The sequence below is a fragment of the Bradyrhizobium sp. BTAi1 genome (assembly GCF_000015165.1).
Lineage (GTDB): Bacteria > Pseudomonadota > Alphaproteobacteria > Rhizobiales > Xanthobacteraceae > Bradyrhizobium > Bradyrhizobium denitrificans.
On sequence record NC_009485.1, the window covers coordinates 1,903,998 to 1,926,729 of the forward strand.

The 22,732-nt window shown below is 65.5% G+C and carries 19 protein-coding genes; 12 read left to right on the forward strand and 7 right to left on the reverse strand.

Annotated features, from left to right (window positions below; genetic code table 11):
* Positions 1–67: 67 nt before the first annotated feature.
* Complete coding sequence (locus BBTA_RS08555) at positions 68–1,099, reverse strand: ABC transporter substrate-binding protein (RefSeq protein WP_041750490.1); 1,032 nt, start codon at positions 1,097–1,099, stop codon at positions 68–70.
* Positions 1,100–1,303: 204 nt separating this feature from the next.
* Between BBTA_RS08555 and BBTA_RS08560 the strand changes: the two genes are divergently transcribed.
* The 3 genes from BBTA_RS08560 to BBTA_RS08570 all read left to right on the forward strand — a co-directional run bounded on the left by BBTA_RS08560 (position 1,304) and on the right by BBTA_RS08570 (position 6,000).
* Positions 1,304–2,251, forward strand: a complete 948-nt coding sequence (locus tag BBTA_RS08560; RefSeq protein WP_049795480.1) for a LysR substrate-binding domain-containing protein — start codon at positions 1,304–1,306, stop codon at positions 2,249–2,251.
* Between the two features lie 97 nt (positions 2,252–2,348).
* Positions 2,349–4,205 carry an ATP-dependent zinc metalloprotease FtsH gene (ftsH, locus tag BBTA_RS08565; protein WP_012042072.1) on the forward strand — a complete coding sequence of 619 codons (1,857 nt, stop codon included), beginning with the start codon at positions 2,349–2,351 and terminating at the stop codon, positions 4,203–4,205.
* Between the two features lie 109 nt (positions 4,206–4,314).
* On the forward strand, positions 4,315–6,000 hold the full coding sequence (locus BBTA_RS08570) for a methyl-accepting chemotaxis protein (RefSeq protein ID WP_012042073.1): 1,686 nt from the start codon (positions 4,315–4,317) through the stop codon (positions 5,998–6,000).
* A 67-nt stretch (positions 6,001–6,067) separates the two neighbouring features.
* Here the strand turns inward: BBTA_RS08570 and BBTA_RS08575 are convergent, their stop codons facing one another.
* Together BBTA_RS08575 and BBTA_RS08580 are read right to left on the reverse strand one after the other, a co-directional pair.
* Positions 6,068–7,423 (reverse strand): esterase-like activity of phytase family protein, encoded by a 1,356-nt coding sequence (locus BBTA_RS08575; RefSeq protein WP_012042074.1) that lies wholly within the window; start codon positions 7,421–7,423, stop codon positions 6,068–6,070.
* 98 nt (positions 7,424–7,521) lie between these two features.
* Positions 7,522–8,496, reverse strand: a complete 975-nt coding sequence (locus BBTA_RS08580) for a DMT family transporter (RefSeq protein WP_012042075.1) — start codon at positions 8,494–8,496, stop codon at positions 7,522–7,524.
* A 181-nt stretch (positions 8,497–8,677) separates the two neighbouring features.
* Here BBTA_RS08580 and BBTA_RS08585 point away from each other — a divergent pair, with 181 nt between their 5' ends.
* A complete protein-coding gene (locus tag BBTA_RS08585; RefSeq protein WP_012042076.1) occupies positions 8,678–9,283 on the forward strand; it encodes a TetR/AcrR family transcriptional regulator in 606 nt (201 codons plus the stop codon).
* A 37-nt stretch (positions 9,284–9,320) separates the two neighbouring features.
* Entirely contained in the window at positions 9,321–10,103 is a 783-nt protein-coding gene (locus BBTA_RS08590; protein WP_012042077.1) for a sulfite exporter TauE/SafE family protein, read from the forward strand.
* A gap of 21 nt (positions 10,104–10,124) precedes the next feature.
* Here BBTA_RS08590 and BBTA_RS08595 read toward each other — a convergent pair whose 3' ends face one another.
* Entirely contained in the window at positions 10,125–11,054 is a 930-nt protein-coding gene (locus tag BBTA_RS08595; protein ID WP_012042078.1) for a DMT family transporter, read from the reverse strand.
* A 144-nt stretch (positions 11,055–11,198) separates the two neighbouring features.
* The gene (mgtA, locus tag BBTA_RS08600; protein ID WP_012042079.1) at positions 11,199–13,763 is read right to left on the reverse strand and encodes a magnesium-translocating P-type ATPase; all 2,565 of its coding nucleotides are present in this window, start codon (positions 13,761–13,763) and stop codon (positions 11,199–11,201) included.
* A gap of 207 nt (positions 13,764–13,970) precedes the next feature.
* Between mgtA and BBTA_RS08605 the strand changes: the two genes are divergently transcribed.
* From BBTA_RS08605 to BBTA_RS08635, 7 genes are all read left to right on the forward strand, one after another.
* Positions 13,971–15,236, forward strand: coding sequence for an efflux RND transporter periplasmic adaptor subunit (locus tag BBTA_RS08605; protein WP_012042080.1), 1,266 nt, complete (start codon positions 13,971–13,973; stop codon positions 15,234–15,236).
* Complete coding sequence (locus tag BBTA_RS08610) at positions 15,233–16,459, forward strand: ABC transporter permease (protein ID WP_012042081.1); 1,227 nt, start codon at positions 15,233–15,235, stop codon at positions 16,457–16,459. The genes BBTA_RS08605 and BBTA_RS08610 overlap by 4 nt, the downstream gene beginning before the upstream one ends.
* Entirely contained in the window at positions 16,452–17,156 is a 705-nt protein-coding gene (locus tag BBTA_RS08615) for an ABC transporter ATP-binding protein (RefSeq protein WP_012042082.1), read from the forward strand. The genes BBTA_RS08610 and BBTA_RS08615 overlap by 8 nt, the downstream gene beginning before the upstream one ends.
* A 324-nt stretch (positions 17,157–17,480) precedes the next feature.
* Complete coding sequence (locus BBTA_RS08620) at positions 17,481–18,773, forward strand: adenylosuccinate synthase (protein WP_012042083.1); 1,293 nt, start codon at positions 17,481–17,483, stop codon at positions 18,771–18,773.
* A 36-nt stretch (positions 18,774–18,809) separates the two neighbouring features.
* Positions 18,810–20,450, forward strand: coding sequence for a hypothetical protein (locus tag BBTA_RS08625; RefSeq protein WP_012042084.1), 1,641 nt, complete (start codon positions 18,810–18,812; stop codon positions 20,448–20,450).
* A gap of 54 nt (positions 20,451–20,504) precedes the next feature.
* The gene (locus tag BBTA_RS08630) at positions 20,505–20,951 is read left to right on the forward strand and encodes a DUF5413 family protein (protein ID WP_012042085.1); all 447 of its coding nucleotides are present in this window, start codon (positions 20,505–20,507) and stop codon (positions 20,949–20,951) included.
* A gap of 48 nt (positions 20,952–20,999) precedes the next feature.
* Positions 21,000–21,551 carry a DUF4112 domain-containing protein gene (locus BBTA_RS08635; protein WP_012042086.1) on the forward strand — a complete coding sequence of 184 codons (552 nt, stop codon included), beginning with the start codon at positions 21,000–21,002 and terminating at the stop codon, positions 21,549–21,551.
* A gap of 84 nt (positions 21,552–21,635) precedes the next feature.
* On the opposite strand, the gene BBTA_RS08640 is transcribed toward BBTA_RS08635, so the two are convergent.
* Positions 21,636–21,920 (reverse strand): hypothetical protein, encoded by a 285-nt coding sequence (locus BBTA_RS08640; protein WP_012042087.1) that lies wholly within the window; start codon positions 21,918–21,920, stop codon positions 21,636–21,638.
* A 398-nt stretch (positions 21,921–22,318) separates the two neighbouring features.
* Positions 22,319–22,729 carry a peptide-methionine (R)-S-oxide reductase MsrB gene (gene msrB / locus BBTA_RS08645; protein ID WP_012042088.1) on the reverse strand — a complete coding sequence of 137 codons (411 nt, stop codon included), beginning with the start codon at positions 22,727–22,729 and terminating at the stop codon, positions 22,319–22,321.
* Positions 22,730–22,732: the final 3 nt, after the last annotated feature.

A 22,732-nucleotide genomic window follows, 5' to 3' on the forward strand; every position in this document is an offset into this window, starting at 1 on the left:
GCCCTCTCCCCGTGAAGAACGGGGAGAGGGAGCGCAGCGGTGCGAGAGAGAGCTCGCGGCAAACTTCTCAGCGCTCGACCTCGCGATTCCAGCGCTTGGTCCATTCCTCGCGCTTCTCGTTGACCACGGTCCAATCGGGCGCATAGACCTTGGTCGCACGCTCGCCGATCGGCGCCATCGCGCCGACGCCGTCGGGCACCACGACGGATTTCACGACCGGGCCGTAGCCATATTCCTTGAGCATGGTGAGCTGGATCTTCGGATCGAGCAGCAGCTTGATGAAGCTCGATGCCAAAGGCGAGGTCGAGGTCTTGGCGATCGGGCACGCCGTCGTCAGCAGGCTGACGGCGCCTTCCTTCGGATAGACGAAGTCGACCGGGAAGCCGGTGTTCGCAAAGCTCTGCACACGGCCCGAGCCCCACACCGCGATAACGGCCTGGCCCGACTGGAACAGCTCGGTCATCTTGCCCGGCGAGGGCTCATAGGCCAGCACGTTGGGATTGATGTCGTTCTTGAAGATCTTGAAGCCGGGCTCGACGTTGGTCTCGCTGCCGCCGTTCATCTTCGCCAGCATCAACAGGGCGTTCAGGCCGTAGGTGTTGTTGATCGGCGGAATGACCAGCTGCTGCTTGTATTTTGGGTCCTTGAGGTCGTTCCACGAGGTCGGCGGCGCCCAGCCTTTCTCGGTAAACACCTTCTTGTTGTACATGAGGCCGGTGGCCACGAGGCCGATGGCGACGGCACGGTCGTCCTTGAAATGCGCGATGTCGAGGAGATCGCCGGGGAGGCCCGTCACCTTGTCGCAGAAGCCGAGCTGGATCGCCTGATACATCGGACCATCGTCCAGGATGGCGACGTCGATCTGCTGGTTGCCCTTCTGGGCCTGCAGCTTGGCCAGCGTATCGGTGGAATTGCCGGCGACATATTCGACCTTCACGCCGTTGGCCTGCTCGAATGGCGGGATCACCTCGTCGCGGATCGTCTTCTCGAACGAGCCGCCATAGCCGGCAACGTACAGCGTCTTCTGCTGAGCCCAGGCCTGAGAGGCCGAGGCGAGGACGGCAAGGCTGACCATCGTCAGAACGTTCAGGTGCTTCATGAAGGATCTCCCCTTATGTGCGCGCCGGTCTCGAGGACCGCCGTGAGATCCAGCTGCGCGTTCGGACGTCCCACCCCGCGTTGCGGCCGGGTAGCCTAAAAAACGAGCCGTCTCTCCAACTGATGAAAAAGATCGCAGCCCCACCTTTTATCGTCCAATGAATAATGGCAAGCTATTCATGCTCAAATGTTATGAATGGCGGCCATGGCCAGGATCAATTCGCGACAAGTCGAGGCCTTCAGGGCGATGATGCTGACGGGCAGCGTCACGGAGGCGGCCAAGCTCATGGCGGTGACGCAACCGGCGGTCAGCCGCCTGCTGCGCGACTTCCAGGCGCTGCTCAAGATGGAGCTGTTCGAGCGGCGCGGCACCGGCCTGGTGCCGACCGCGGCGGCCACGGCCCTTTACATGGAGGTCGAGCGCTCCTTTGTCGGGCTCGATCGCATCACGGCGGCGGCCGAGGAGATCCGCGGCCGTCGCACCGGCACGCTGCGGATCGCGGCGCTGCCGGCGCTGGCCAATGGTTATTTGCCCCGGCTGGCCGGGCACTTCCTGATCGAGCGGCCGAATCTCAACCTGGCGTTTTTCGGCGTGATCTCGCCGATCGTGATCGACTGGGTGCTGAATGCGCAATGTGACGTCGGCTTTGCCGAGGTCCCCATTGCCCATGCCGGTTTGCCGAGCGTCAAATTGCCGGCGCTGGCGCGCGTGGCCGTTCTTCCGGCCGGTCATCGTTTGTGTGCCAAGCAGGCCTTGATGCCCGGCGATTTCGAGGGGGAGACTTTCATCTCGCTGTCGGCCGGATCCACCAGCCGGCATGTCATCGACCAGATCTTTCATCGCGAGGATGTCAGACGGGTGCTGCGGGTCGAGACGACGCTGTCGGAGATCATGTGCGGCATGGTGTCGTCGGGATTGGGCGTCGCGATCTGCGATCCGTTCACGGCGCGCGAGTTCGACGGACGCGGCGTTACCGTGCGTCCGTTCCTGCCGCGCATCGATTTCGAGTTCGCGGCCGTGTTTCCGCCGCAGCGCAGCCCGTCGCCGGTCGCCTTGGATCTCGTCGAGACGGTTCGGCGCGCGCTGGAGGCGTTCGGCCGCGATGCGCCGTCGATGCGCGACACGGTGGCCGCGCCGTCGCTTGATCCATGACAAGCCGTGCTGCCGAGAGCCTGTTATGCGCGACGGGAGCCATTCGGTCCCGCTCCCCCGATGAGCGGCGAGCGAGCTGCCCGAAAGAGAGCGTGACATGGAATCCGATCCCAACACCCGCAAGCAAGCCATCGCGGTCAGCTACATCTTTCTTGCCGGGGTCGGCATGCTGCTGCTGCAATGGCTGCTGACGACCTACAACACGGTCGAGACCATTCCCTACAGCCAGTTCGAGCAACTGGTCGAGCAAGGCAAGATTGCGGAAGTGTCCGTCAGCCAGGACACCATCCAGGGCAAGTTCAAGGACAAGCAGCAGGACGGCAAGACCTCGTTCATCACCGCGCGCGTCGATCCTGCGTTGGCGGAAAAGATGGCGTCCAAGGGCGTCACGGTGACCGGCGTGCCCTCGGGCGGTGTGATCCAGACGCTGCTGTCCTGGATCGTGCCGGCGTTGATGTTCTATCTGATCTGGGTGTTCCTCGGCCGCAAGGTGATGGACCGGCAGGGCTTTGGCGGGCTGATGTCGATCGGCAAGTCGCGCGCCAAGGTCTATGTCGAGACCGACACCAAGGTCACCTTCGCCGACGTTGCCGGCGTCGACGAGGCGAAGTTCGAGCTGCAGGAGGTGGTGCAGTTCCTGAAGGACCCGAAGAGCTATGGCCGTCTCGGCGCGCATGTGCCGAAAGGCATTCTGCTGGTCGGCCCGCCCGGCACCGGCAAGACCCTGCTGGCGCGCGCCGTCGCAGGCGAGGCCGGTGTGGCGTTCTTCTCGATCTCCGGCTCGGAATTCGTCGAGATGTTCGTCGGCGTCGGCGCCGCGCGAGTGCGCGATCTGTTCGAGCAGGCGCGCAAGGCCGCGCCCTGCATCATCTTCATCGACGAGCTCGACGCGCTCGGGCGCAGCCGGACCGCCGGCGGCGGGCTCGGCGGCTATGACGAGAAGGAGCAGACGCTCAACCAGCTGCTCGCCGAGCTCGACGGCTTCGATCCGAGCGCCGGCGTGATCCTGCTCGCCGCCACCAACCGGCCGGAGATCCTCGATCCGGCCCTGCTGCGCGCCGGTCGCTTCGACCGCCAGGTGCTGGTCGACCGGCCCGACAAAGGCGGACGGCTGGCGATCCTCAAGGTGCATGTCCGCAAGATCACGATGGCCGAGAGCGTCGATCTCGACAAGGTCGCCGCGCTGACCGCGGGCTTCACTGGCGCCGACCTTGCCAATCTGATCAACGAGGCCGCCATCGCTGCGACCCGCCGCAGAGGACATGAGGTCACCTTCGACGATTTCACCGCCGCGATCGAGCGGATCGTGGCCGGCCTGGAAAAGAAGAGCCGAGTGCTCAATCCCGCTGAACGGCGGCGTGTCGCCTATCACGAGATGGGCCATGCGCTGGTCGCCGCCAATCTGGCCGGCGTCGATCCGGTGCAGAAGGTGTCGATCATTCCGCGCGGTGTTGGCGCGCTCGGCTATACCATGCAGCGCCCGACCGAGGACCGCTTCCTGCTGGCCGTCAGCGAGTTGAAGAACCGCATCGCAGTGCTGATGGGCGGACGCGCGTCCGAGCAATTGATCTTCGACGGTGATGTGTCCACCGGCGCGGCCGACGATCTGCAGCGTGCGACCGAGATCGCGATCGAGATGGTCACCAAATACGGCATGGACGCGACGGTCGGCCAGCGCACCTACGCGCCGCGGCCGCAGGCCTCGTTCCTGCAGCCGCAGGATCAGCTCGTATCGGCGGCCGAACAGACCGGACGGGAGATCGACCTTGCCGTGCGCGATCTCATCGCGGAGGGCGGCGCGCGCGCCCGTGCGATCCTCGATGCGCATCGCCGCGATCTCGAGCAGGGCGTCGCGCTGCTGATCGCAAAGGAGACGCTGACCGCCGAGGAGTTCGCGCCGCTGCGGCCGGTGTCCATGAAGGCACCGGCGGACGACGTCCGCGCGACAGGTTGAACCCGGGTTTTTACGGGTCTTCCCGGCAACGGAGCTCTAACCATCGCGTGATGAATTCATCGGCAGTTTACGTTTGGCGACCGATCGCGTCGGTCGGGTGGAGTGTCGCGTGCTGCTGAACAATATCAGGATCGCCCCCAAGCTCGGGATTGTCGTCGGCGTTGCGCTGTTGGGGCTTGCAGCCGCGGGCACATTTGCGGGCAATCTGATGCAGCGGGAGATGGTCAACGCGCGCATCGAGCAGTGCCGGGCGATCGTCGAGACGGCACGCAACATGGCGCTCGGCCTGATCAAGGAGGTCGAGGCCGGCAGGATGACGAAAGAGGCCGCGATCGACGAGTTCGTCAAGCGCGGTAGCACCATGACGTTCGACAAGGGCATGGGCTATTTGTTTTCCTACACCATGGAAGGCAATGTCATCCTGTCCCAGGATCCCAAGCAGCGCGGCCAGAACGTCATCGATTTCGAGCTCAACGGGCGCAAGCTCGTGGTGGAGCTGCGCGACGGCGTCGCCAAGAATGGCGAGGTCACCTTGCACTATGAATATCTCCGTCCCGGCCAGGAGCAGCCGACGCGCAAGATCTCCTATGCGCTCGCCATTCCGGCCTGGAACGCCTTCGTCGGCACCGGTGTCTATGTCGACGATCTCGATGCCAAGCTGAAGCCGCTGAAATGGATGATGTGGCTGGCTTGCGCGGGCATTGCCGTGATTGCCGGCGGCATCGCCTGGCTGATCGGCCGCAGCATCAGCGTGCCGCTCGATCGCCTCGGCGGCCGCATGCGCGAGATCGCCGACGGACGGCTCGAGGGTGAGATTCCCGGCGTCGGTCGCGGCGATGAGATCGGCTCGATGGCGGCCACCGTGCAGATCTTCAAGGACAACGCGCTGCGGATGCGCGAGCTCGAGCAGGCGGAAGCTGCGACCCAGCAGCGCGCGCTGGCCGAGCGCCGGTCCGCGATGGAAAATCTCGCTGCCGACTTCGAACGCAGCGTCAACGGCATTGTCCGTTCGGTGGCGTCGGCTGCGGAGGGCATGCAGCACACGGCGCAGTCGATGACATCGACCGCCAGCGATGCCAGCGCGCGCGCCTCTACGGTCAGCGCCGCCACGCAGAGCGCGAACGACAATGTCGGTACCGTGGCCGCCGCCGCGGAGGAACTGTCGAGCTCGGTGGCGGAGATCTCGCGTCAGGTGGCTCGTTCCAGCGAGGTCGCGAGCCAGGCGGTGAACGATGCCGAGCGCACCAATGCCACGGTGCAGGTGCTGTCGAGCGGTGCCGAGAAGATCGGGGAAGTCGTCAAGCTGATCCACTCGATTGCGGCCCAGACCAACCTGCTCGCCCTCAACGCGACCATCGAGGCGGCGCGCGCCGGGGAATCCGGCAAGGGCTTCGCAGTCGTCGCCTCAGAGGTCAAGGCCTTGGCCAATCAGACCGCCAAAGCGACGGAGGAGATCTCCGCGCAGGTCGTGGCCATGCAGACCTCGACCCAGGATGCGGTCGCCGCCATCACCGGGATCACCCAGACCATCGCGCAGATGAGCGAGATCACCAACTCGATCTCGAGCTCGATCGCGCAGCAGGGCGATGCGACGCGCGAGATCGCGCGCAACATCCAGTCGGTGGCCGCGGGGTCGAACGAGATCAGCGCCCATATTGGCGGTGTCACCAAGGCCGCGGAGGCGACCGGCATGGCGGCCTCCGAGGTGCTCTCCAGCGCACGCGAGCTCGACAGCCAATCCGGCCTGTTGCAGCAGGCCGTCGACGGCTTCATGGCGAAGGTGCGAACGGCTTGATTTGTCTGCGGTCCGCCGTCGACCGAGACAGGCTCTCGGCGCGACGGCGGCTGCAATCGACGTGCCGTTACTTCGCCTTCAGGAAGTCGCCGACTTCGAGCAGCACGAACTCATCATCATCCGCCTTGTTCGGCTCGCGGCTTGACGAGAACGGCAGGTTGTTGTCGTTGCCGACGATGATGTGCGTGTCGTCGACGCGATCGACATTCTCGATTGTGAAGAACGGGAAGGTGAGGACGCCGTCGTTGAGCGGCTTGCGCGCCTTCTTGTCCGGATCCTTGATCTTCATCAGGTCGATATAGGCGATCTTGCGCACCGGCTTGCCGACATTGGCGTCGGACAGTTCGATCTTGTAGACGCGCTTGAACTTCGCGACGTCCGGGAAACAGTTCTCGCCGCGGACGCCCTGCGGGCAGGCCTTGTCGCTGGTGCCCTCGCCATTGTCGCGCTCGATGACCAGGCCCTGGCTCGGGTCGATCATGTTAAAGTCGCCGATCGCATTGCCGTTCTGCTCGAACACGTATTGCCAATAACGGCCGGTGAACTTCTCGGCGGCGACGTCAAATTCGAGGATGCGCGACGCTTCCTTGCCATCGACCTTCTCCCATTCCTTCTTCTCGCCATCCCAGAGCGGGCCTTCGAGCAGGCCGTAGATGAATTTACCGTCGACGGACGAGGCGAAGCCCTCGAAGCCCTTCGAGCGCCGCAGATTGACATTGCTGTAGGTCGCGCCGGGAGCGCCGGGCGATTGCACCGCCCAATGGTCGGGCGATCGAACCGGCTTGCCGTCCGCAACCGTCTCGAACACGGCGAGCACCTTGCCGCCTTTGTCGGCCTTGATGATGTAGGGACCGAACTCGTCGCCGATCCAGAGATTGTCGCCGATGATCTGGAAGCCTTCGGTGTCGAAATCGGCGCCGGTGAGATAGCGCCTGGCGGTGTCTTCGTGGATGATGCGGAACGGCACCTTCCGCTCAGGATCGTGCAGGAAGATGGTCTCGAGCCGTTCGACCTTCCCGGTGCTCCAGTCGATCTTGTAGTGGTTCAGATAGAGCATCGAGTCCGGCGAGTTGTAGCGCGAGCCCATGCCGTTGTCGGTAAGTACCCAGAAGGTGCCGTCAGCCATCTTCTTGATGCCGGAATGGCCCTGCAAAGGCTGGCCCTTGAACGGCAGGGACACCCCGGTGGCGCGTTCGTAGGACTTGCCCATCACGGTCCCGATCGCGTCGATGCGCTTGCCGGTCGTGTATTTGCCCGAAGTCTTGAGATCAACGGGCGCATCGGCGGGGGCGTCGACGAAGGACTCGGCCGGCATCACCGCGTGGCCTGCCAGTGTCGCGGGGAATTCGCCCTCGCCCTGGGCCAGTGCCGCACCGGCGGTCAGAACGACGGCGGCGACGGTGGTAAGCAGATATCGATGCATGCGAAGCCTCCTGAAAGCTTTAACCATGCGCCGTTCTGATCAGGAGCCCTAACGCGATGCTGACATTTCGATGACAACTGGATGATGCCTGCCGGCCTTCATGAGGCGTCTTGCCGCAACGAGCCGTCCTTGCGCTGATCGCCGGCTCGAGCGGGCCGGAGCGGCGAGCGCGATGCCACGATCACGCCGCCGATCACCAGCGCGTAGCCGGCGAGGTGGAAAGCCTTGAGCTCTTCGCCGAGCAGAACGATCGCCAGCACCGAGCCGAACAGGGGCACCAGGTGCAGGAACGGCGCGGCGCGGTTCGGCCCGATCAGGCTGATGCCGCGGTTGAAGAACAAATAGGCCAGCGCCGAGGCGAACACCACGACATAGCCGAGTGTTGCGATCGACAGCAGGTCGGGCGTGAGCACGGAGCCGGATGAATATTCCCAGATCGCCAAGGGCAGCAGCAGCACGGCTCCCATTGCCGTGCAGCATGAGATCAGGGAAAGCTGGTGCACGGCCGGCCGGCGCGTCATGACGGCGGAGTAGAGTCCGAAAACCAGTAGCGCGGAGGCGAACATCAGGTCGCCTCGGTTGAACTGGATCGCACCGAGCGCGCCGAGATCGCCGCGAAGCAGGATCACGAGAACGCCGGTCAGCGACATCGCAATGCCCGTCAGCTGCCCCACGCTCAACCGCACCCCGAACAAAGCGAGCGACCACAGCGCCACGAACAACGGCGCCGAGGATTGAATCAGCAGCCCGTTGAGCGCCTGCGTATATTGCATCGCCCAATAGGACAGCGCGTTATTGACCGCAAAGCCGGTCAGTGCCAGCAGCAGCAGAAGCGGCCAATGTGCGAGCAGCGTCCGCCAGTCGCGCGCCAGATGCGTCCGGGCGAAAGGCCACAGCATCAGGAATGTTCCGATCCAGCGGATGCAGGACAGCGTCAGTGGCGGCACATGCCCGGCCACATAGCGCGCCAGCACAATGTTGCCAGCCCAGAACAGCGAGGCCAGCGTGAGCAGCACATAGGGCTGATTGTTGAGCCAGGCGAACGGAGAGCGTGGTTGCGAGGGGGCAGGCAAGGTTCCAGCTTCGATTGTTGACCCGAGCTTGTGCCCGAAAGCGGAGCCAAGACAAGAGCGCGCGATGGGAGGCCGCCATGTCCGAACATGCGACAATGCCCTTTACAAAAAGAATATTCGTTTTTTATGATGCAGGGGAAACATGATCCCCGTCTGGCGCGTGTTCTGACCGGAGCTGTGCATGCCGAAGCTGAAGCCGGCGACGATGGCGGCGCGCCGCGATGAGATCCTGCGGGCAGCGGAGGCCTGCTTCGCTCGCCAGGGCTTTCATCAAACCACGATTTCCGACGTGATTGCTGAAGTGGGCCTGAGCGCAGGGTGCATCTACGGGCATTTTGCCAGCAAGGACGAGCTGATTCAGGCGATCGGCGAACGCCGCCATGGCCGCGACGCCGCTCTGCTGGCGGCTGCGCGTGACAGTGCGGATCCGCTCGACGGGCTGCGCGCGATCGCGCGTGCCTCGCTCGTGGATATGCAGAAGGAGGAAGGGCTGCGGAGCCGGCGCATCGCTTTGCAGCTCTGGGCCGAGGCGTTGCGAGACGAAGCGATTTGCGAGCAGGTGGTCGACGGGGTTCGCAAGCCGGTCGCCGTGATCACCGAACTGCTGCAGCGCGGCCAACGGTTGGGCGTCGTCGACCGGGCCGTCAACCCGCGCAGTATCGCCCGGACCATGGTCGCCATGTTCCAGGGCTTCGTGCTGCAGCGCCTTTGGGGCGAGCCTTTCTCCTCCTCCGACGCCATGACGGCGTTCGAGGCGCTGCTATCCGGCATCGCGACGAGGCGATGATGCACGAAAGCTCGAACCAGCAGCATCCGGTGCGCCGATGACAAACGGTCTCGAGCTGGTCGGCGGACTCGGCACCGGCCTGATCGGCGGCTTCACCTCGGGCCTGCTGGGTGTCAGTCCCGGCGGTGGTCTCGTCGTGTTCGCAGTTCTCCTGCTCGGCGCCGAGCAACACGTGGCGCAAGGCCTGTCTCTGGTGGCGCAAATTCCGCCGACCAGCCTCGCCGGCATCAAGCGCTATCGGGACGAGGGCGGCCGGGTGTCGCCGTCGATGGTGGTATGGCTGGGGTCCGGTTTTCTGCTGGGCGGCGTCATTGGCGCCGTGATCGCCAACGGAACCGCGGCGACCGTGCTGCAATGGGCTTATGTGATCTATCTGCTGCTGCTCGATGTGCTGCTGTTGCGTCGGTCGTCACATCGCGAGCCGGCCCAGACGATGGATGCCGAGCTTGATCCAGGCGCCCTTGCGCTGCTTGGGGTCGGCTGCGCGGCCGGCGTGTCGTCCGGCTTTCTCGGCATCGGCGGAGGGCTGGCCACCGTGGTCGGCTTGAGCGCAGTGCTCGGGATGGCTCAGCATCGCGCCCAGATGATCAGCCTGGTGCTGACACTGGTGCCAACGACCATCCCGTCAGCCTGGATCTACTGGCGGCACGGCGCCTTGCCGCCCTGGTCGACGCTGCTCACTGTCATCATCGGACTGGTGATCGGAACCGATGTGGGAGCTCGCCTGGCCAATGCCGTGTCGCCAGCGCGATTGCGCGTCCTGCTGATCGGCTTTGTGTCGGTGATGGCGCTCTACATGACAGTCAAGGCGATCCGATAGCGGCTGGCCTTTGCAGGAGTCTCACGTCGCCTGCTTGCGGGAGGCGATGAAGACGCCGCCGAGCACCAGCGCGAAGGCGATGACGTGAAAGATCTCCGGCTGCTCGCCGAGGAAGACAAAGGCCATGATCGAGCCGAACACCGGCACCACGTGCAGGAACGGGGCAGCGCGGTTGGCGCCGATCAAGAGGACGCCGCGATTGAAGCAGAGATAGGCGATGGTCGACGGAAAGATCGCGACATAGAGCAAAGAGAGCAGGTTCTTGGCATCCAGGACCATCACCGGGCGGGCGTGAAGTTCCCAGACCAGCAGGGGGATCAAACTCGCGGCGCCGCAGCCGAACGTGAACGCCACCATCGACAGGCCGTGAATCTGCGGGCGCTTCAGCGATAGTACCGAGTAGAAACCGAAGATGGCCATGGCCAGCAGGAAGATCAGGTCGCCGCGGTTGAAGGTGATGCTGGCGAGCGCCGTCGGATGGCCCCGCGTCAGAATCAGCAGCACGCCAGCGAGCGACAACACGATGCCGATGGCCTGCGCCGCGGTCAGATGCACGCGCAGCAGCAGCATCGACCACACCGCCACGATCAGCGGGCCGGAGGATTGCAGCAACAGCGTGTTGAGCGCCTGGGTGTATTCCAGTGACCAATATTGCAAGGTGTTGAAGGCGCCGATGCCGGTCAGGGAGAGCGCGATCATGATGCCGAGCCGCGACCGGATTGCCGGCCAGTCCTGACGGAGCTGTTTCCAGGCGAGCGGCAGGATCAGCAGGAAGGCGAGCGACCAGCGCAGGAACGACAGCGTCACCGGCGGGATATGGCCGGCAGCGAGCCGGCCGACGATCGCATTGCCGGCCCAGCACAGCGCCGTGATGCTGAGCAGCACATAGGGTTGGTTCGCGATCCAGGCGCGTTTGGGCGCGGCGGATGCGGTGGGATCGGCGGCGGACATGGGTCGGTGTTGGCCCCGGTTCGGTAGGCCGCGGCATTCGGCCGGCAGGACCCGGCCGACGTTCCTCCCCGGCTCTTGCGAGAGACACCAATCCCGGCTGCCTATCAAGAGGGCAGATGCATCGCGACTATGCAGCCAGGGCGGTCACGCAGCTCGGTGGTGAGCGGGATGCGGCCGGTGCGATCGCCCGGGGCCGGCTTGTATCGCGAAGGACTTCAGCCATTCCGCGCAGAGCAGATAGGCGGCGACAAGGGCCATGATGGCCATGAGCAGGGGGACCGGCGGTGTTACAAAGCCGAACCAGGCGCCGGCGGGTGTGAACGGCACGACCAGCGCAACGACGAGCGCGATCAACGAGGAGGCCGTCAACATCGGATCGGCGCGATTGCTCCATGGCCGGCCATTGGTCCGGATGATGAAGATGACGAGAATCTGGGTGGCCATAGATTCGAGAAACCAGGCGGTGCGAAATTCGTCGGGCGTCGCCTGGAACAGATAGAGCAGCGCGCCGAAGGTCAGGAAATCGAACACCGACGAGAGCGGTCCCATGATGGCTGCAAAGCGAAGCAGACGCTTCATGTCCCAGCGCTGCGGACGTGCCGTGGCCTGCGGACTGACGCGGTCGAAGGGGATGCCGAGTTCCGACAGGTCATAGAGCAGGTTGTTGAGCAGGATCTGCGTCGGCAGCATGGGCAGGAACGGCAGCATGATCGATGCGACCGCCATCGAGAGCATGTTACCGAAATTCGAGCTCGCGCCCATCCGGACGTATTTGAGGATGTTGGCGAAGGTGCGCCGGCCTTCCTCGACGCCGTCGGCGACGACCTCCAGATCGGAGGCGAGCAGGATCATGTCAGCCGCCGATTGCGCCACGCCGGTGGCTCCGTCGACGGACAGGCCGATGTCTGCGACCTTCAGGGCCGGTGCATCATTGATGCCGTCACCGAGGAAGCCGACGACCTCGCCCGAAGCCTGCAGCGCCTTGACGATCCGTGATTTCTGATCCGGCGCGAGCCGGCCGAAGGCGTCGGTGGACCGCACTTGCACCGCGAGCGCATCGTCGCTGAGCTCGGCAATGTCGCTGCCGGACAGCACACGATCCGCTTTCAGCCCGACCAGGCCGGCCAGCCGCTTGACCACCACCGGATCGTCGCCGGACAGAATCTTGAGCGTAATGCCGGCGCGGGCGAGCTGCGCGATCGCGGCCGCGGCGGTCGGCTTCGGCGGATCAGCGAAGGCGCATAATCCCTCGAAGATCAGCTCCTGCTCGTCATCCGTTTCAATCTCGCGTGGTGCGCCGCTCCAGGGCCGCGAGGCGATCGCCACGGTGCGCAGGCCCTCCTGCGCCAATGCATGAACCCGCGCGCTGATGGCGGCGCCGCCCTCGTCATCGATTGGTGCGACCGTCCCGCCCTGCCGCTGCTGCGTGCAGAGCGGGATCACCGCTTCGGGCGCGCCCTTCACGATCAGGATCTGGTCCTGCCCGCGCATCGCCAGCACCGAGCCGAGGCGGCGCGAGAAGTCGAAGGCCTGCTGGCCTCCCAGGCTCCATCCTGACGCGGCATGATCGGCGCCCGCGATCAGCGCGGCGTCGAGTGAGCCGCGGTCGCCGCCGAGCGCGGCGGCGATGGCGCCGAGCTCGGCGGCGCGCGGAGCCTCGCTGCCGTCGGGCCCGACGCTGCGGGCAAGCGTAATCTCCGCGGATGTCAGTGTCCCCGTCTTGTCGGTGCACAGCACCGACATCGCGCCGAGATCGTGGATCGCAGCGAGCCGCTTCACGATGACGTTGCGCTTGGCCATGCGCAGCGCGCCGCGCGACAAGGTCACGGTGGTGATCATCGGCAGCAATTCGGGTGTCAGCCCCACCGCCAGCGCGACGGAGAACAGGAGCGAATCGAGGACGTCGCGGCCGAACACGACCCGGACCGCGAGCACGATGAGCACGAGCGCCAGCGTGAGCCGGGCGATCACAAGGCCGAATTCATGCAGGTCGCGCTCGAACGCCGTGCGGCCCTGCACCTCGGCCAGCGCCGAGGCGGCGGCACCGAACATTGTATTCGGTCCGGTGTTGACGACCAGCGCGACGGCCTCGCCGGTCTGCGCCACCGAGCCGCGGAACAGCGCGGTCGACGTGTCGCTCTCATCCGTCGGAACGCCGGTCTGCTTGGTGACGGGATAGGGCTCGCCGGTCAGCGCGGCCTCGCCCGCGGTGAAGGCCTTGGATTCGATGACCAGCGCGTCCGCAGGAATGATGTCGCCGGCGCGCACGCGCATGATGTCGCCGGGCACGACCTCCTCGACATAGATCTCGCGATAGGTGCCGTCGCGCAGCACCTCGGCCTTCAAGGCGACCGAGCGGCGGAGCTCCTCGGCGGCCCTGACGGCGTGTCCCTCCTGAACCGTATCGAGTCCGATCGAGAGCGCCAGGATCATGACGATGATCGCGCCACCGATCACGTCGCCCGTGCCCATCGAGATGATGCCAGCCACCAGCAGAATGAGCGACAGCGGCTCGAGCAGCCGGCGCAGCACGGCGCGCAGAGGGCCGACCACGTGCGACGGCATGTCGGCGTTGCGGCCGTAGCGCTGGAGGCGCTGTTCAGCGTCAGTCTGGCCGAGGCCATTCAGGCCGCAGCCCAAGCTGCCGCAGATCGTCGCCTGCGGAAGGTGCCAGAAGCGGTTGAGGCTCGAGGTGGTGTTGCTGCTCACGTGGCCCCGTTCATGTTTGTGGACGAATGTTCATGGCCATTGGTCCTGATTTGCACGATGCGCCGCATCGCGGTTGACCTAGCGCAAGATGCTGATGCTGCGATGACCTACTTTACCGGTGCGGGCCGTGGGGCTGGCGCGCCGCATGGTCAGGCATGCGCGGACGAAACTCCGCCCGTTTCTTTGGGCGCTTACGTATTGACAGAGATGGTCGATCAAACTGCAGCCCTCCCACGTCAGAAAGCCAGCTCGCTGTCCGCTCTCGGGTCCGTCGTCTGGGCGCACCGCTGGTTCGTCCTTGCCGTTATGCTGTTGCTTGGCTTCGGCGGCTGGCAGAGCGTGCGTGCGGTCCTTGGTCCAGCGGTGGTGGTTGATCTGGTCCGGCGTGGTGATCTGGTCGAGACTGTGGTCGCCAGCGGCCATGTCGAGACGCCCTATCGCGTCGAGATCGGCAGCCAGATCACCGGAACCGTTGACGACGTACTGGTGCAGGAAGGGCAGCGTGTCACCAAGGGCCAGCCTCTGATCTCGCTCGAGGCGCGCGAACTGAAGGCCGCCGTGCTGCAGGCGCAGGGCGCCGTCGCGCAGGCGGAGGCGCGCATGCGCCAACTCGCCGAGCTGACCTTGCCGTCGGCCAAGGAAGCGCTGCGTCAGGCGCAGGCGACCCTGCTCAATGCCCAGCAAACCTACGACCGTACATCGCAACTGGCCAGCAATGGCTACGCCACCCGGGCTGCGCTCGACGAGGCGCAGAAGACGCTCGATGTGGCTCTGGCGCAGAAGCGCGCGGCCGAGTTTCAGGTGTTCACGGCGAGTCCCGGCGGCAGCGACTCCGTGATGGCCGAGACCCAGCTCAACCAGGCGCGCGCCAATCTCGACACGGCGCAATCCCGTCTCGGTTACGCCACCATTCTGGCCCCGCGCGACGGTGTATTGATCACGCGCAACGTCGAGAAGGGCGCCGTGGCGCAGCCCGGCAAAGCGCTGCTGGTGCTGGCGCCGGCGGGAGACGTCCAACTCGTGCTGCAGATCGACGAGCGCAATCTCGGCAAGCTGGCGCTGGGCCAGACCGCGCTGGCCTCGGCCGACGCCTATCCCGACCGGCGCTTCGCTGCGGTCGTCAGCTACATCAATCCCGGCGTCGATATCTCCCGCGCCTCCGTGCAGGTCAAGCTGACCGTCAAGGATCCGCCGGATTATCTGCGCCAGGACATGACGGTGTCTGTCGACATCGAGGTTGCGGCTCGTCGGGATACTCTGGAGCTGCCGGTGCGTTCGGTTCATGACCTCACCTCGGGCCAGCCCTGGGTGCTCGGCGTCAAGGACGGTCGCGCGGCCAAGATTCCGGTTCGCGTCGGCATCCGCGGCAACAGCCATGTCGAGATCGTCGCTGGCTTGAGCGCCGGGGATGTCGCGGTTCCCCAGAGTTCCGGCGTCGTGACCGGCCAGCGTTTCCGTGCGGTGCTGCCGTGAACCGCTGGCTGCCGTTCGAGTGGATCGCGGCCGTGCGCTTCCTGCGTGAAGGGCGGCTCCAGACCTTGTTCATCATCGGCGGCATCGCGATCGGGGTGGGCGTGATCGTCTTCATGTCGGCGATGCTGGCGGGGCTCGAGGCCAATTTCATCAAGCGCGTGCTGACCTCGCAGCCGCAGATCCAATTGCTGACGCCCGATCAGGTCGCACGTCCCTTGCGCAATGACCACGGTGTAATCGAGGACGCTATCGTGCAGCGCCCGAGCCAGCGCGTGATCTCGATTGATCAATGGCCCAAGATCCGCAATCAGATGCAGGCGATGCCGGAGATCACGGCGGTGTCGCCGACCATCTCGGGCTCCGCTCTCGCCATTCGTGGCGACGCCAGTCGCGCCGTCACGCTCTCGGGGATCGAGCCGGAGAGCTATTTCACGATCGTGCGCGTACCGGACTACATCGCGGCCGGCGAGCCGCGGCTGACCAGCGACGACATCATCATCGGGATCGAACTGGCCAAGGATCTCGGCGCCGTCGTCGGCGACAAGCTCAACGTCCAGGCGGCATCCGGCGCCAACCGCGTGCTGACAGTTACCGGCCTCGTCGATCTCGGCAACAAGGGCGTCAATCAGCGGGCGGCCTATGTCGCGCTGCGCACGGCGCAGTCGCTGCTCGGCATGGTCGGCGGCGTCACCACGATCGACATCACCGTGCAGGACATCTATGCCGCCGAGGACATCGCGCAGCGCATCCAGGCGGCCAATCTGGTGAAGGCCGACAGCTGGATCAAGACCAATGCGCAGTTCTTCACCGCCGTGCGCGCCCAGGAGACCTCCAACACGCTGATCCGGGTCTTCGTCGGGTTGTCGGTCGCGTTCGGCATTGCCGCGGTGCTGATCGTTTCAGTGATCCAGCGCTCCAAGGAGATCGGCATCTTGCGCGCGATGGGGACCTCGCGCGGCCAGATCATGCGCCTGTTTCTCCTGCAGGGCGGCCTGCTCGGTTTCATCGGGTCGCTGTTCGGCGCCGCGATGGGCGCCGGTGCGTTGATCTATTGGCACGCGGTACAGCGCCAGGCCGACGGTTCGGAGCTGTTTCCGCTGATCCTGGAGCGGCGCCTGTTCCTGATCACGGCGGTGCTCGCCACCGTGACGGGATTGCTCGCCGCGACGGCGCCGGCGTTGCGCGCTGCCAGGCTCGATCCGGTGGTGGCGATCCGTGGCTGAGGACATCCTGCGCCTGGAGAAGGTGTGCAAGGCCTATAACGTCGGCCAGCCGACCGAGACCGAGGTGCTGCATGACATCGACCTCGAGGTCGATCGCGGCGAGTTCGTCGCGCTGATTGGTCCGTCCGGCTCCGGCAAGAGCACCCTTCTCAATATCGTCGGCCTGCTCGACCGGCCGACCTCCGGCCGGCTGACGATCAAGGGTCAGGATACGGCGGTGCTCGGTGATACCGAACTCACTCATCTGCGGGGGCACACCATCGGCTTCATCTTCCAATCTCATCTCCTGATCTCGGCCTTCACGGCCAAGGAGAATGTGATGATGCCCCTCCTGGTCGATCGCGGCTTCCCCAGTCCCGAGATCGAGGCCCAGGCCTCGCGCCTGCTGGACCAGGTCGGCCTCGCCAAATTCGCCAACCATCTCGTGAGCAACATGTCGGGTGGTCAGCAGCAGCGGGTCGCGGTGGCCAGGGCGCTGGCCATGAATCCCGATCTGGTTCTGGCGGACGAGCCCACCGGCAATCTCGACACCAAATCCGCAGAAGCGGTCTTCGGGCTGATGCGGGAGGTCAATCGCGCGGTCGGCACCAGCTTTCTGCTGGTCACCCACAACCTCGACCTGGCACGGCGCTGTGATCGCATCATCGAGGTTGTCGATGGCCGGATCCAGCCTGACGGCGCGCCGCTTCGATCGTAGAATCGCCGCCGTTCGGGTGTTCAATGGGGGACCTGGATCATTGCGCCGCCAGAAGCGCAAGGGCCGGGTCGCCCGATCCGCAGCCGGGGCGGCTTGAAATTTTGGGGCTTATCAAAGGCTTGGTGGCGCTCTCTGTGCTCCTGGGGCCCGTTCTTGCTTGCCTAGCCCGGCGGCTTCCTTTATCCGGTGGGTCGCCTCGCAAGCGAGCGGTCCCGGCCGCGATTAGGGCTGGGCGCATGGTTGGCCAGGCTGGCCCCTCATCGGAAGCGATATCGCCCGAGCCGATCGTGCTGTTTTGGATCTTGGCACAGGAAAGAGCTGCGCATGGCTAACGTCGTGGTCGTCGGCGCCCAGTGGGGTGACGAGGGGAAGGGCAAGATCGTCGATTGGCTGTCGGAGCAGGCCGACATCGTCGTGCGCTTCCAGGGCGGTCACAACGCCGGCCACACCCTCGTCATCAACGGCGCGACCTACAAGCTCGCGCTGCTGCCGTCCGGCGTGCTGCGGACTGGGAAGCTGTCGGTGATCGGCAATGGCGTGGTGTTCGACCCCCAGGCTTTCCTGGACGAGGTCAGCAAGCTGCAGTCGCAGGGCGTCGCTATCAGCCCGGACAATCTGCGCGTCGCCGAGAATGTCACGCTGATCCTGCCGCTCCACCGCGAGCTCGACGCGCTCAGGGAATCCGCCAGCGCCGCGACCGCGATCGGCACCACGCGCCGCGGCATCGGCCCGGCTTATGAGGACAAGGTCGGCCGGCGCGCGATCCGGCTGATGGATCTGGCCGATCTCGACACGCTGCCGCATAAGATCGATCGCCTGCTCGCCCATCACAACGCGCTGCGCCGTGGTCTCGGCCTGGAGCAGATCGACGGCAAGGACATCCTGCGCGAGCTGACGGCATTCGCACCGAAGCTGCTGCCTTATGCCGAAACGGTCTGGCGGCTGCTCGACATCAAGCGCCGCGAGGGCAAGCGGATGCTGTTCGAGGGCGCACAGGGCGCACTGCTCGACGTCGATCACGGCACCTATCCCTACGTGACCTCGTCCAACACCGTGGCGGCGCAGGCCGCGACCGGCGCCGGCCTTGGGCCGGGCGCGATCGGCTACGTGCTCGGCCTGTGCAAGGCCTACACGACGCGGGTCGGGCAGGGGCCGTTCCCGACCGAGCAAGACAACGAGACGGGTCGCAAGATCGGCGAGCGTGGCCGTGAATTCGGAACAAACACCGGCCGGCCGCGTCGTTGCGGCTGGTTCGATGCCGTTCTGGTTCGCCAGGCGGTGCGGACGTGCGGCATTAACGGTCTTGCACTGACCAAGCTGGACATTCTCGATGGTTTTGACACGATCGATGTCTGCACCGGCTATCGGCTGGACGGTAAGGAGATCGATCATTTCCCGGCAGGCGAGGGCGCACAGGCCCGGGTCGAACCGATCTATGAGACCATCGAAGGCTGGAAGCAGCCGACCGCGAATGCGCGCTCCTGGGCCGATCTGCCGGCACAGGCTATCAAATACGTCCGGCGGATCGAGGAACTGGTGGGTTGTCCGATCGCGCTGCTTTCCACGAGCCCCGAACGCGAGGATACTATTCTGGTCCAGAATCCCTTTGAGGCATGACGGGACCCGACAGCGCAGCCCGCGAATTGAGTTGATATGGCCGACTACTACCCGCTGATAGCCCGTGCCATTGCCGGATTGGACCCCAATGCTCCCGGCGAGAGCCGGCGCGCGCTCTATGAGCGGGCTCGGGCGGCGCTGATCGCCCAGCTGCGGAGCGTCCAGCCGCCACTCAGCGAGTCCGAGATCACGCGTGAGCGGTTGTCGCTGGAGGAGGCCGTCCGCAAGGTGGAAGCGGAGGCAGCCCAGCGCGCCCGCGAGGCGCAGCGGGCGTCCAGCGGCGCCGCGCGTCCAGGCGATGCCTTGCGGCGGGCCGGAGCGCGCAATCCGGATGGGCCGGCGGCGCCGGTGGCCCAGCCCGGGCCCGGACCGGACCAGGCGCCATCTCCCGCCCCTCGGCCTCGGCCCGCGGCAGTGCCGCCGATGTCCCGCGATGATCGTCCGCCGCTCGGCTCCGAGCCGCCGGACGCAAGGCCTGCCCGTGCCCCGCGGCCTGATCTGCCACCCGCCGCTGCCGCGCCGACGGCTCCGCTGCGTCCCCAGCCGCCGCAAGCGGCAGCTCAGGACGCACCGCCTCCGCCGGTGCGCGAACGAACCGCCGCTCCGCGCCGCGGTCCGGACAGCAACGGCCCCGCTGCAACGCCGGCGATGCGCGGCTTCCGCGACATCACGGCCGATGTCGACGATCTCGGCAAGGCGACCGCCCAGGCCAATCGCGCCGCGCGGAAGACCTACGCCAATGTTCCCGCGACCGAGCTCGATCGTCTCGACGGCGATGACGACCGGCCGCCACTGCCCGAGCCGCCTTATTCCTATGACGAGTCGGTCCAGGAGGCGGAACGTTACGCTCTGCCGGCCACGTCCGCCCGTCAGCGCGCCGGGGCGGAGCGCGAGGGCAAGAAGAAGTCGGAGCGGAGCGGCTCGACCTTCCCGTTCAAGGCCGCCATCGGTGCCGGCATCGTGCTGATCCTGATCGGCGCCGGCATTCTGTGGGGCCGGCCGCTGGTCAGCGCCGTCACCAACCTGTTCAAATCGTCCTCGACCGTCGAGGTGCCGAAGGACAATGGCGCGCCGCTGACGAAGCCGAAGATCACCGACCGGGTCGGCCAGGCGCCGTCCTCGGACCAGATCGCGCCGGTCGCGCAGCGGGTCGTGCTCTATGACGAGGATCCCGGCGATCCCAAGGGCAAGCAATATATCGGATCGGTGGTCTGGCGCACCGAGCAGATCAAGGCGACGGGGACGCAGAAGGCGGATATCGCCGTTCGGGCGGACATCGAGATTCCTGATCGCAAGTTCAAGATGACGATGTCGTTCCGGCGCAACACCGACACGTCGCTGCCCGCGAGCCACACCGCCGAGCTGACCTTCATCCTGCCGCAGGATTTCTCCGGCGGCGGTGTCGGTAACGTGCCCGGCATCCTGATGAAATCCAACGAGCAGTCGCGCGGAACGCCGCTGGCCGGCCTTGCGGTCAAGGTCACCGATGGCTTCTTCCTGGTCGGCCTGTCCAATGTGGACGCCGACCGGACCCGCAATGTTCAGCTCCTGAAGGAGCGCTCCTGGTTCGACGTGCCCCTGGTCTACACCAATCAGCGGCGGGCGATCATCGCGATCGAAAAGGGCGCACCGGGGGAGCGGGCCTTCAACGACGCGTTCACGCTGTGGGGTGACTGACCGGACGGCACGGGCTTCGCGGGTTCGGCCATTAGGCGAGGCAGGAGGTTTGGCATGAAGCGGTATCTGATCTTCGTTGCCGTCGGGCCGGCGCTGGGCGGCTTCGTGCTGCTCCTGGTCACCACCTATATGTCCGGCTATTGGACCAACACCGACGCGGGCGAGGTGGCCAAACTGTTCAAGGTGTTCGTCACCTCGCTGCAGTTCAGCTATCTGTTCGGCTTCCTGCCCGCCCTCATGATGTGCGCGATCGACGACATCCTGTTCCATGTCCGGCGCATTCCGCCGGGGCTGCGCATGCTGCTGGTCGGCAGCGTCGGCTTCCTGCTGGCCGGCTTCAACTATGCCTCGCATGGTTCCGATTCGGGGGCCCTGCAATGGATCCTCTATGGGATGGTCGGCTTCATTCCGGCGACGGTGTCGTCCTGGCTGGTTCATCGCTATGTCGACGAGCCGCTCCCCGGCGCCGCGCCCGGTCAGCCCCGCGAGCACAGCGCGTGACGGCGTGACGCAACTTGCGCGGCGCCGCCGCGTTTCTATGTGATGGGCATGCAAGACCAGGTCTCGACGACATCCCGCCGTCCAACCGGACGTGCCTCGCAGGCGCGCTTCAACGCGCATGAGGCGCGTGGGCCGATCATCGACCAGGACGGGCGGGAGATCCCGCAAGGACCGTTTCAGGGTCCGTCCGGCGGCGCCTTCGACGGGCCCGGCGGCCTCCGCTTCGACTTTCAGACCACCAACCCGTTCGGCAATCTGACCCGTGAGCAGCGCGTTGCGCGGCTCGAGGCGGTGGCCAAGCTTCTCGACGTCGCCTTCGTGCTGCCCGGCACCAATATTCGCTACGGCATCGACGGGATCATCGGCCTGATCCCGGTTGTCGGCGACCTCATCGCGACCGCGCTATCGCTGTGGCTGGTGCGCGAGGCCCGCGCGCTCGGCGCGCCCTGGCACGTGATCACGCGCATGCTCGGCAATGTCGCGGTCGAGGGCGTGATCGGCATGGTGCCGGTCGCCGGCGACGCCTTCGACGTGCTGTTCCGCGCCAATATGCGCAACGCCAGGATCCTGCGGCGCTGGCTGGACACCCAGCCGCGGTGAGGCGCGGCGAAGCAGCACACGCAGGCCACAAAAAAACTGCCCCGCTCGAGGCGGGGCAGGGTTTCGTCTGAAGGCCTAGTCGGGTTACGCCGCGTCGGCGTCCGGAGCCTTCTCAACCGCACGGCGCGGCAGCGGGAACGCCTCGCTCTCATACAGGGTGCGGATGCCGTTCTGGTCGAAACGGGCCTCCTCGACCTGCAGATAGGCGCCGTTCAGCGAGTCCGCCGGCAACTCTTCCATGGCGAAGCGGACTGCTTCAGCCGCAGTGCCGAACCGCCGATAGGCGAAGCCCGCCCGCTTCTTCTTGCGAATGGCGGCGGGGAACAGTTCGGCAGAAGTGTTGAAGTTGAACGGACGCATTGGACGCATGGTCTGAGACCTCTTCTTGTCGGCTAAGAGCGCTGACGCGAGCTTTCGAACGATCAAGCTTGGCAATGACGCCAGCGATTGCGGGAGTGGAGGGCGGTATATGCCGCTCCAGGCGGCCCAGCCCTGCATGTCAGTTACGACCCCTAATATAGGCCGATTTGACAGAAATGCGAATCCTGCCCGGTCACATCGTAAATCCAGCCTGCTGCGGGCCTGATGAAAATATTTTATCTTTTCAATGATTTAGTCGATCTGCAACTTGTGAATGCAGGGGAGGCCGATCCGCACAGCGAAAATCTCGCGCCGCGCGGCGGATTTTGGCCGCTCCGGAACGGGAAATTCGCCGCGCCGGCTCCCGATACCGCCGTGGAAGCGGCGCCGGGAGCATGCCATCGTCGTCACCGCGGCTTCAGCTTCAGTGCCGCCGAGTTGATGCAATAGCGCAGGCCGGTCGGCCCCGGACCGTCGGGGAACACGTGGCCGAGATGGCCCGAGCATTTTGAGCACAGCACCTCGGTGCGGACCATGCCGTGGGTATAGTCGGTCTCCTCGTCGATATGACTTTCGACCGCCGGCTGGGTGAAGCTCGGCCAGCCGCAGCCGGAGTCGAACTTGGCGTCGGATTCGAAGAGGGTCTGGCCGCAGCCGGCGCAGACATAGCTCCCGGCGCGCTGCTCATGCTCGTACTCGCCCGAGAACGGACGTTCGGTCGCCTTCTCGCGCAGCACGGCGTACTGCATCGGCGTCAGTTCCTTGCGCCACTCGGCCTCGGTTTTGACGACCTTGTCGCTCGTCTTGGTGTCGCTCATCTC

Excerpts from the sequence above, each read along its gene's own strand:
- BBTA_RS08555 (WP_041750490.1), bottom strand. The coding sequence starts at position 1,099 with ATGAAGCACCTGAACGTTCTGACGATGGTCAGCCTTGCCGTCCTCGCC.
- msrB (WP_012042088.1), bottom strand. The coding sequence starts at position 22,729 with ATGAGCGACACCAAGACGAGCGACAAGGTCGTCAAAACCGAGGCCGAG.
- BBTA_RS08605 (WP_012042080.1), top strand. The coding sequence starts at position 13,971 with ATGGTCGATCAAACTGCAGCCCTCCCACGTCAGAAAGCCAGCTCGCTG.
- BBTA_RS08560 (WP_049795480.1), top strand. The coding sequence starts at position 1,304 with ATGGCCAGGATCAATTCGCGACAAGTCGAGGCCTTCAGGGCGATGATG.
- BBTA_RS08625 (WP_012042084.1), top strand. The coding sequence starts at position 18,810 with ATGGCCGACTACTACCCGCTGATAGCCCGTGCCATTGCCGGATTGGAC.
- BBTA_RS08635 (WP_012042086.1), top strand. The coding sequence starts at position 21,000 with ATGCAAGACCAGGTCTCGACGACATCCCGCCGTCCAACCGGACGTGCC.
- ftsH (WP_012042072.1), top strand. The coding sequence starts at position 2,349 with ATGGAATCCGATCCCAACACCCGCAAGCAAGCCATCGCGGTCAGCTAC.
- BBTA_RS08575 (WP_012042074.1), bottom strand. The coding sequence starts at position 7,423 with ATGCATCGATATCTGCTTACCACCGTCGCCGCCGTCGTTCTGACCGCC.
- BBTA_RS08595 (WP_012042078.1), bottom strand. The coding sequence starts at position 11,054 with ATGTCCGCCGCCGATCCCACCGCATCCGCCGCGCCCAAACGCGCCTGG.
- BBTA_RS08590 (WP_012042077.1), top strand. The coding sequence starts at position 9,321 with ATGACAAACGGTCTCGAGCTGGTCGGCGGACTCGGCACCGGCCTGATC.
- BBTA_RS08620 (WP_012042083.1), top strand. The coding sequence starts at position 17,481 with ATGGCTAACGTCGTGGTCGTCGGCGCCCAGTGGGGTGACGAGGGGAAG.
- BBTA_RS08640 (WP_012042087.1), bottom strand. The coding sequence starts at position 21,920 with ATGCGTCCAATGCGTCCGTTCAACTTCAACACTTCTGCCGAACTGTTC.
- BBTA_RS08585 (WP_012042076.1), top strand. The coding sequence starts at position 8,678 with ATGCCGAAGCTGAAGCCGGCGACGATGGCGGCGCGCCGCGATGAGATC.
- BBTA_RS08630 (WP_012042085.1), top strand. The coding sequence starts at position 20,505 with ATGAAGCGGTATCTGATCTTCGTTGCCGTCGGGCCGGCGCTGGGCGGC.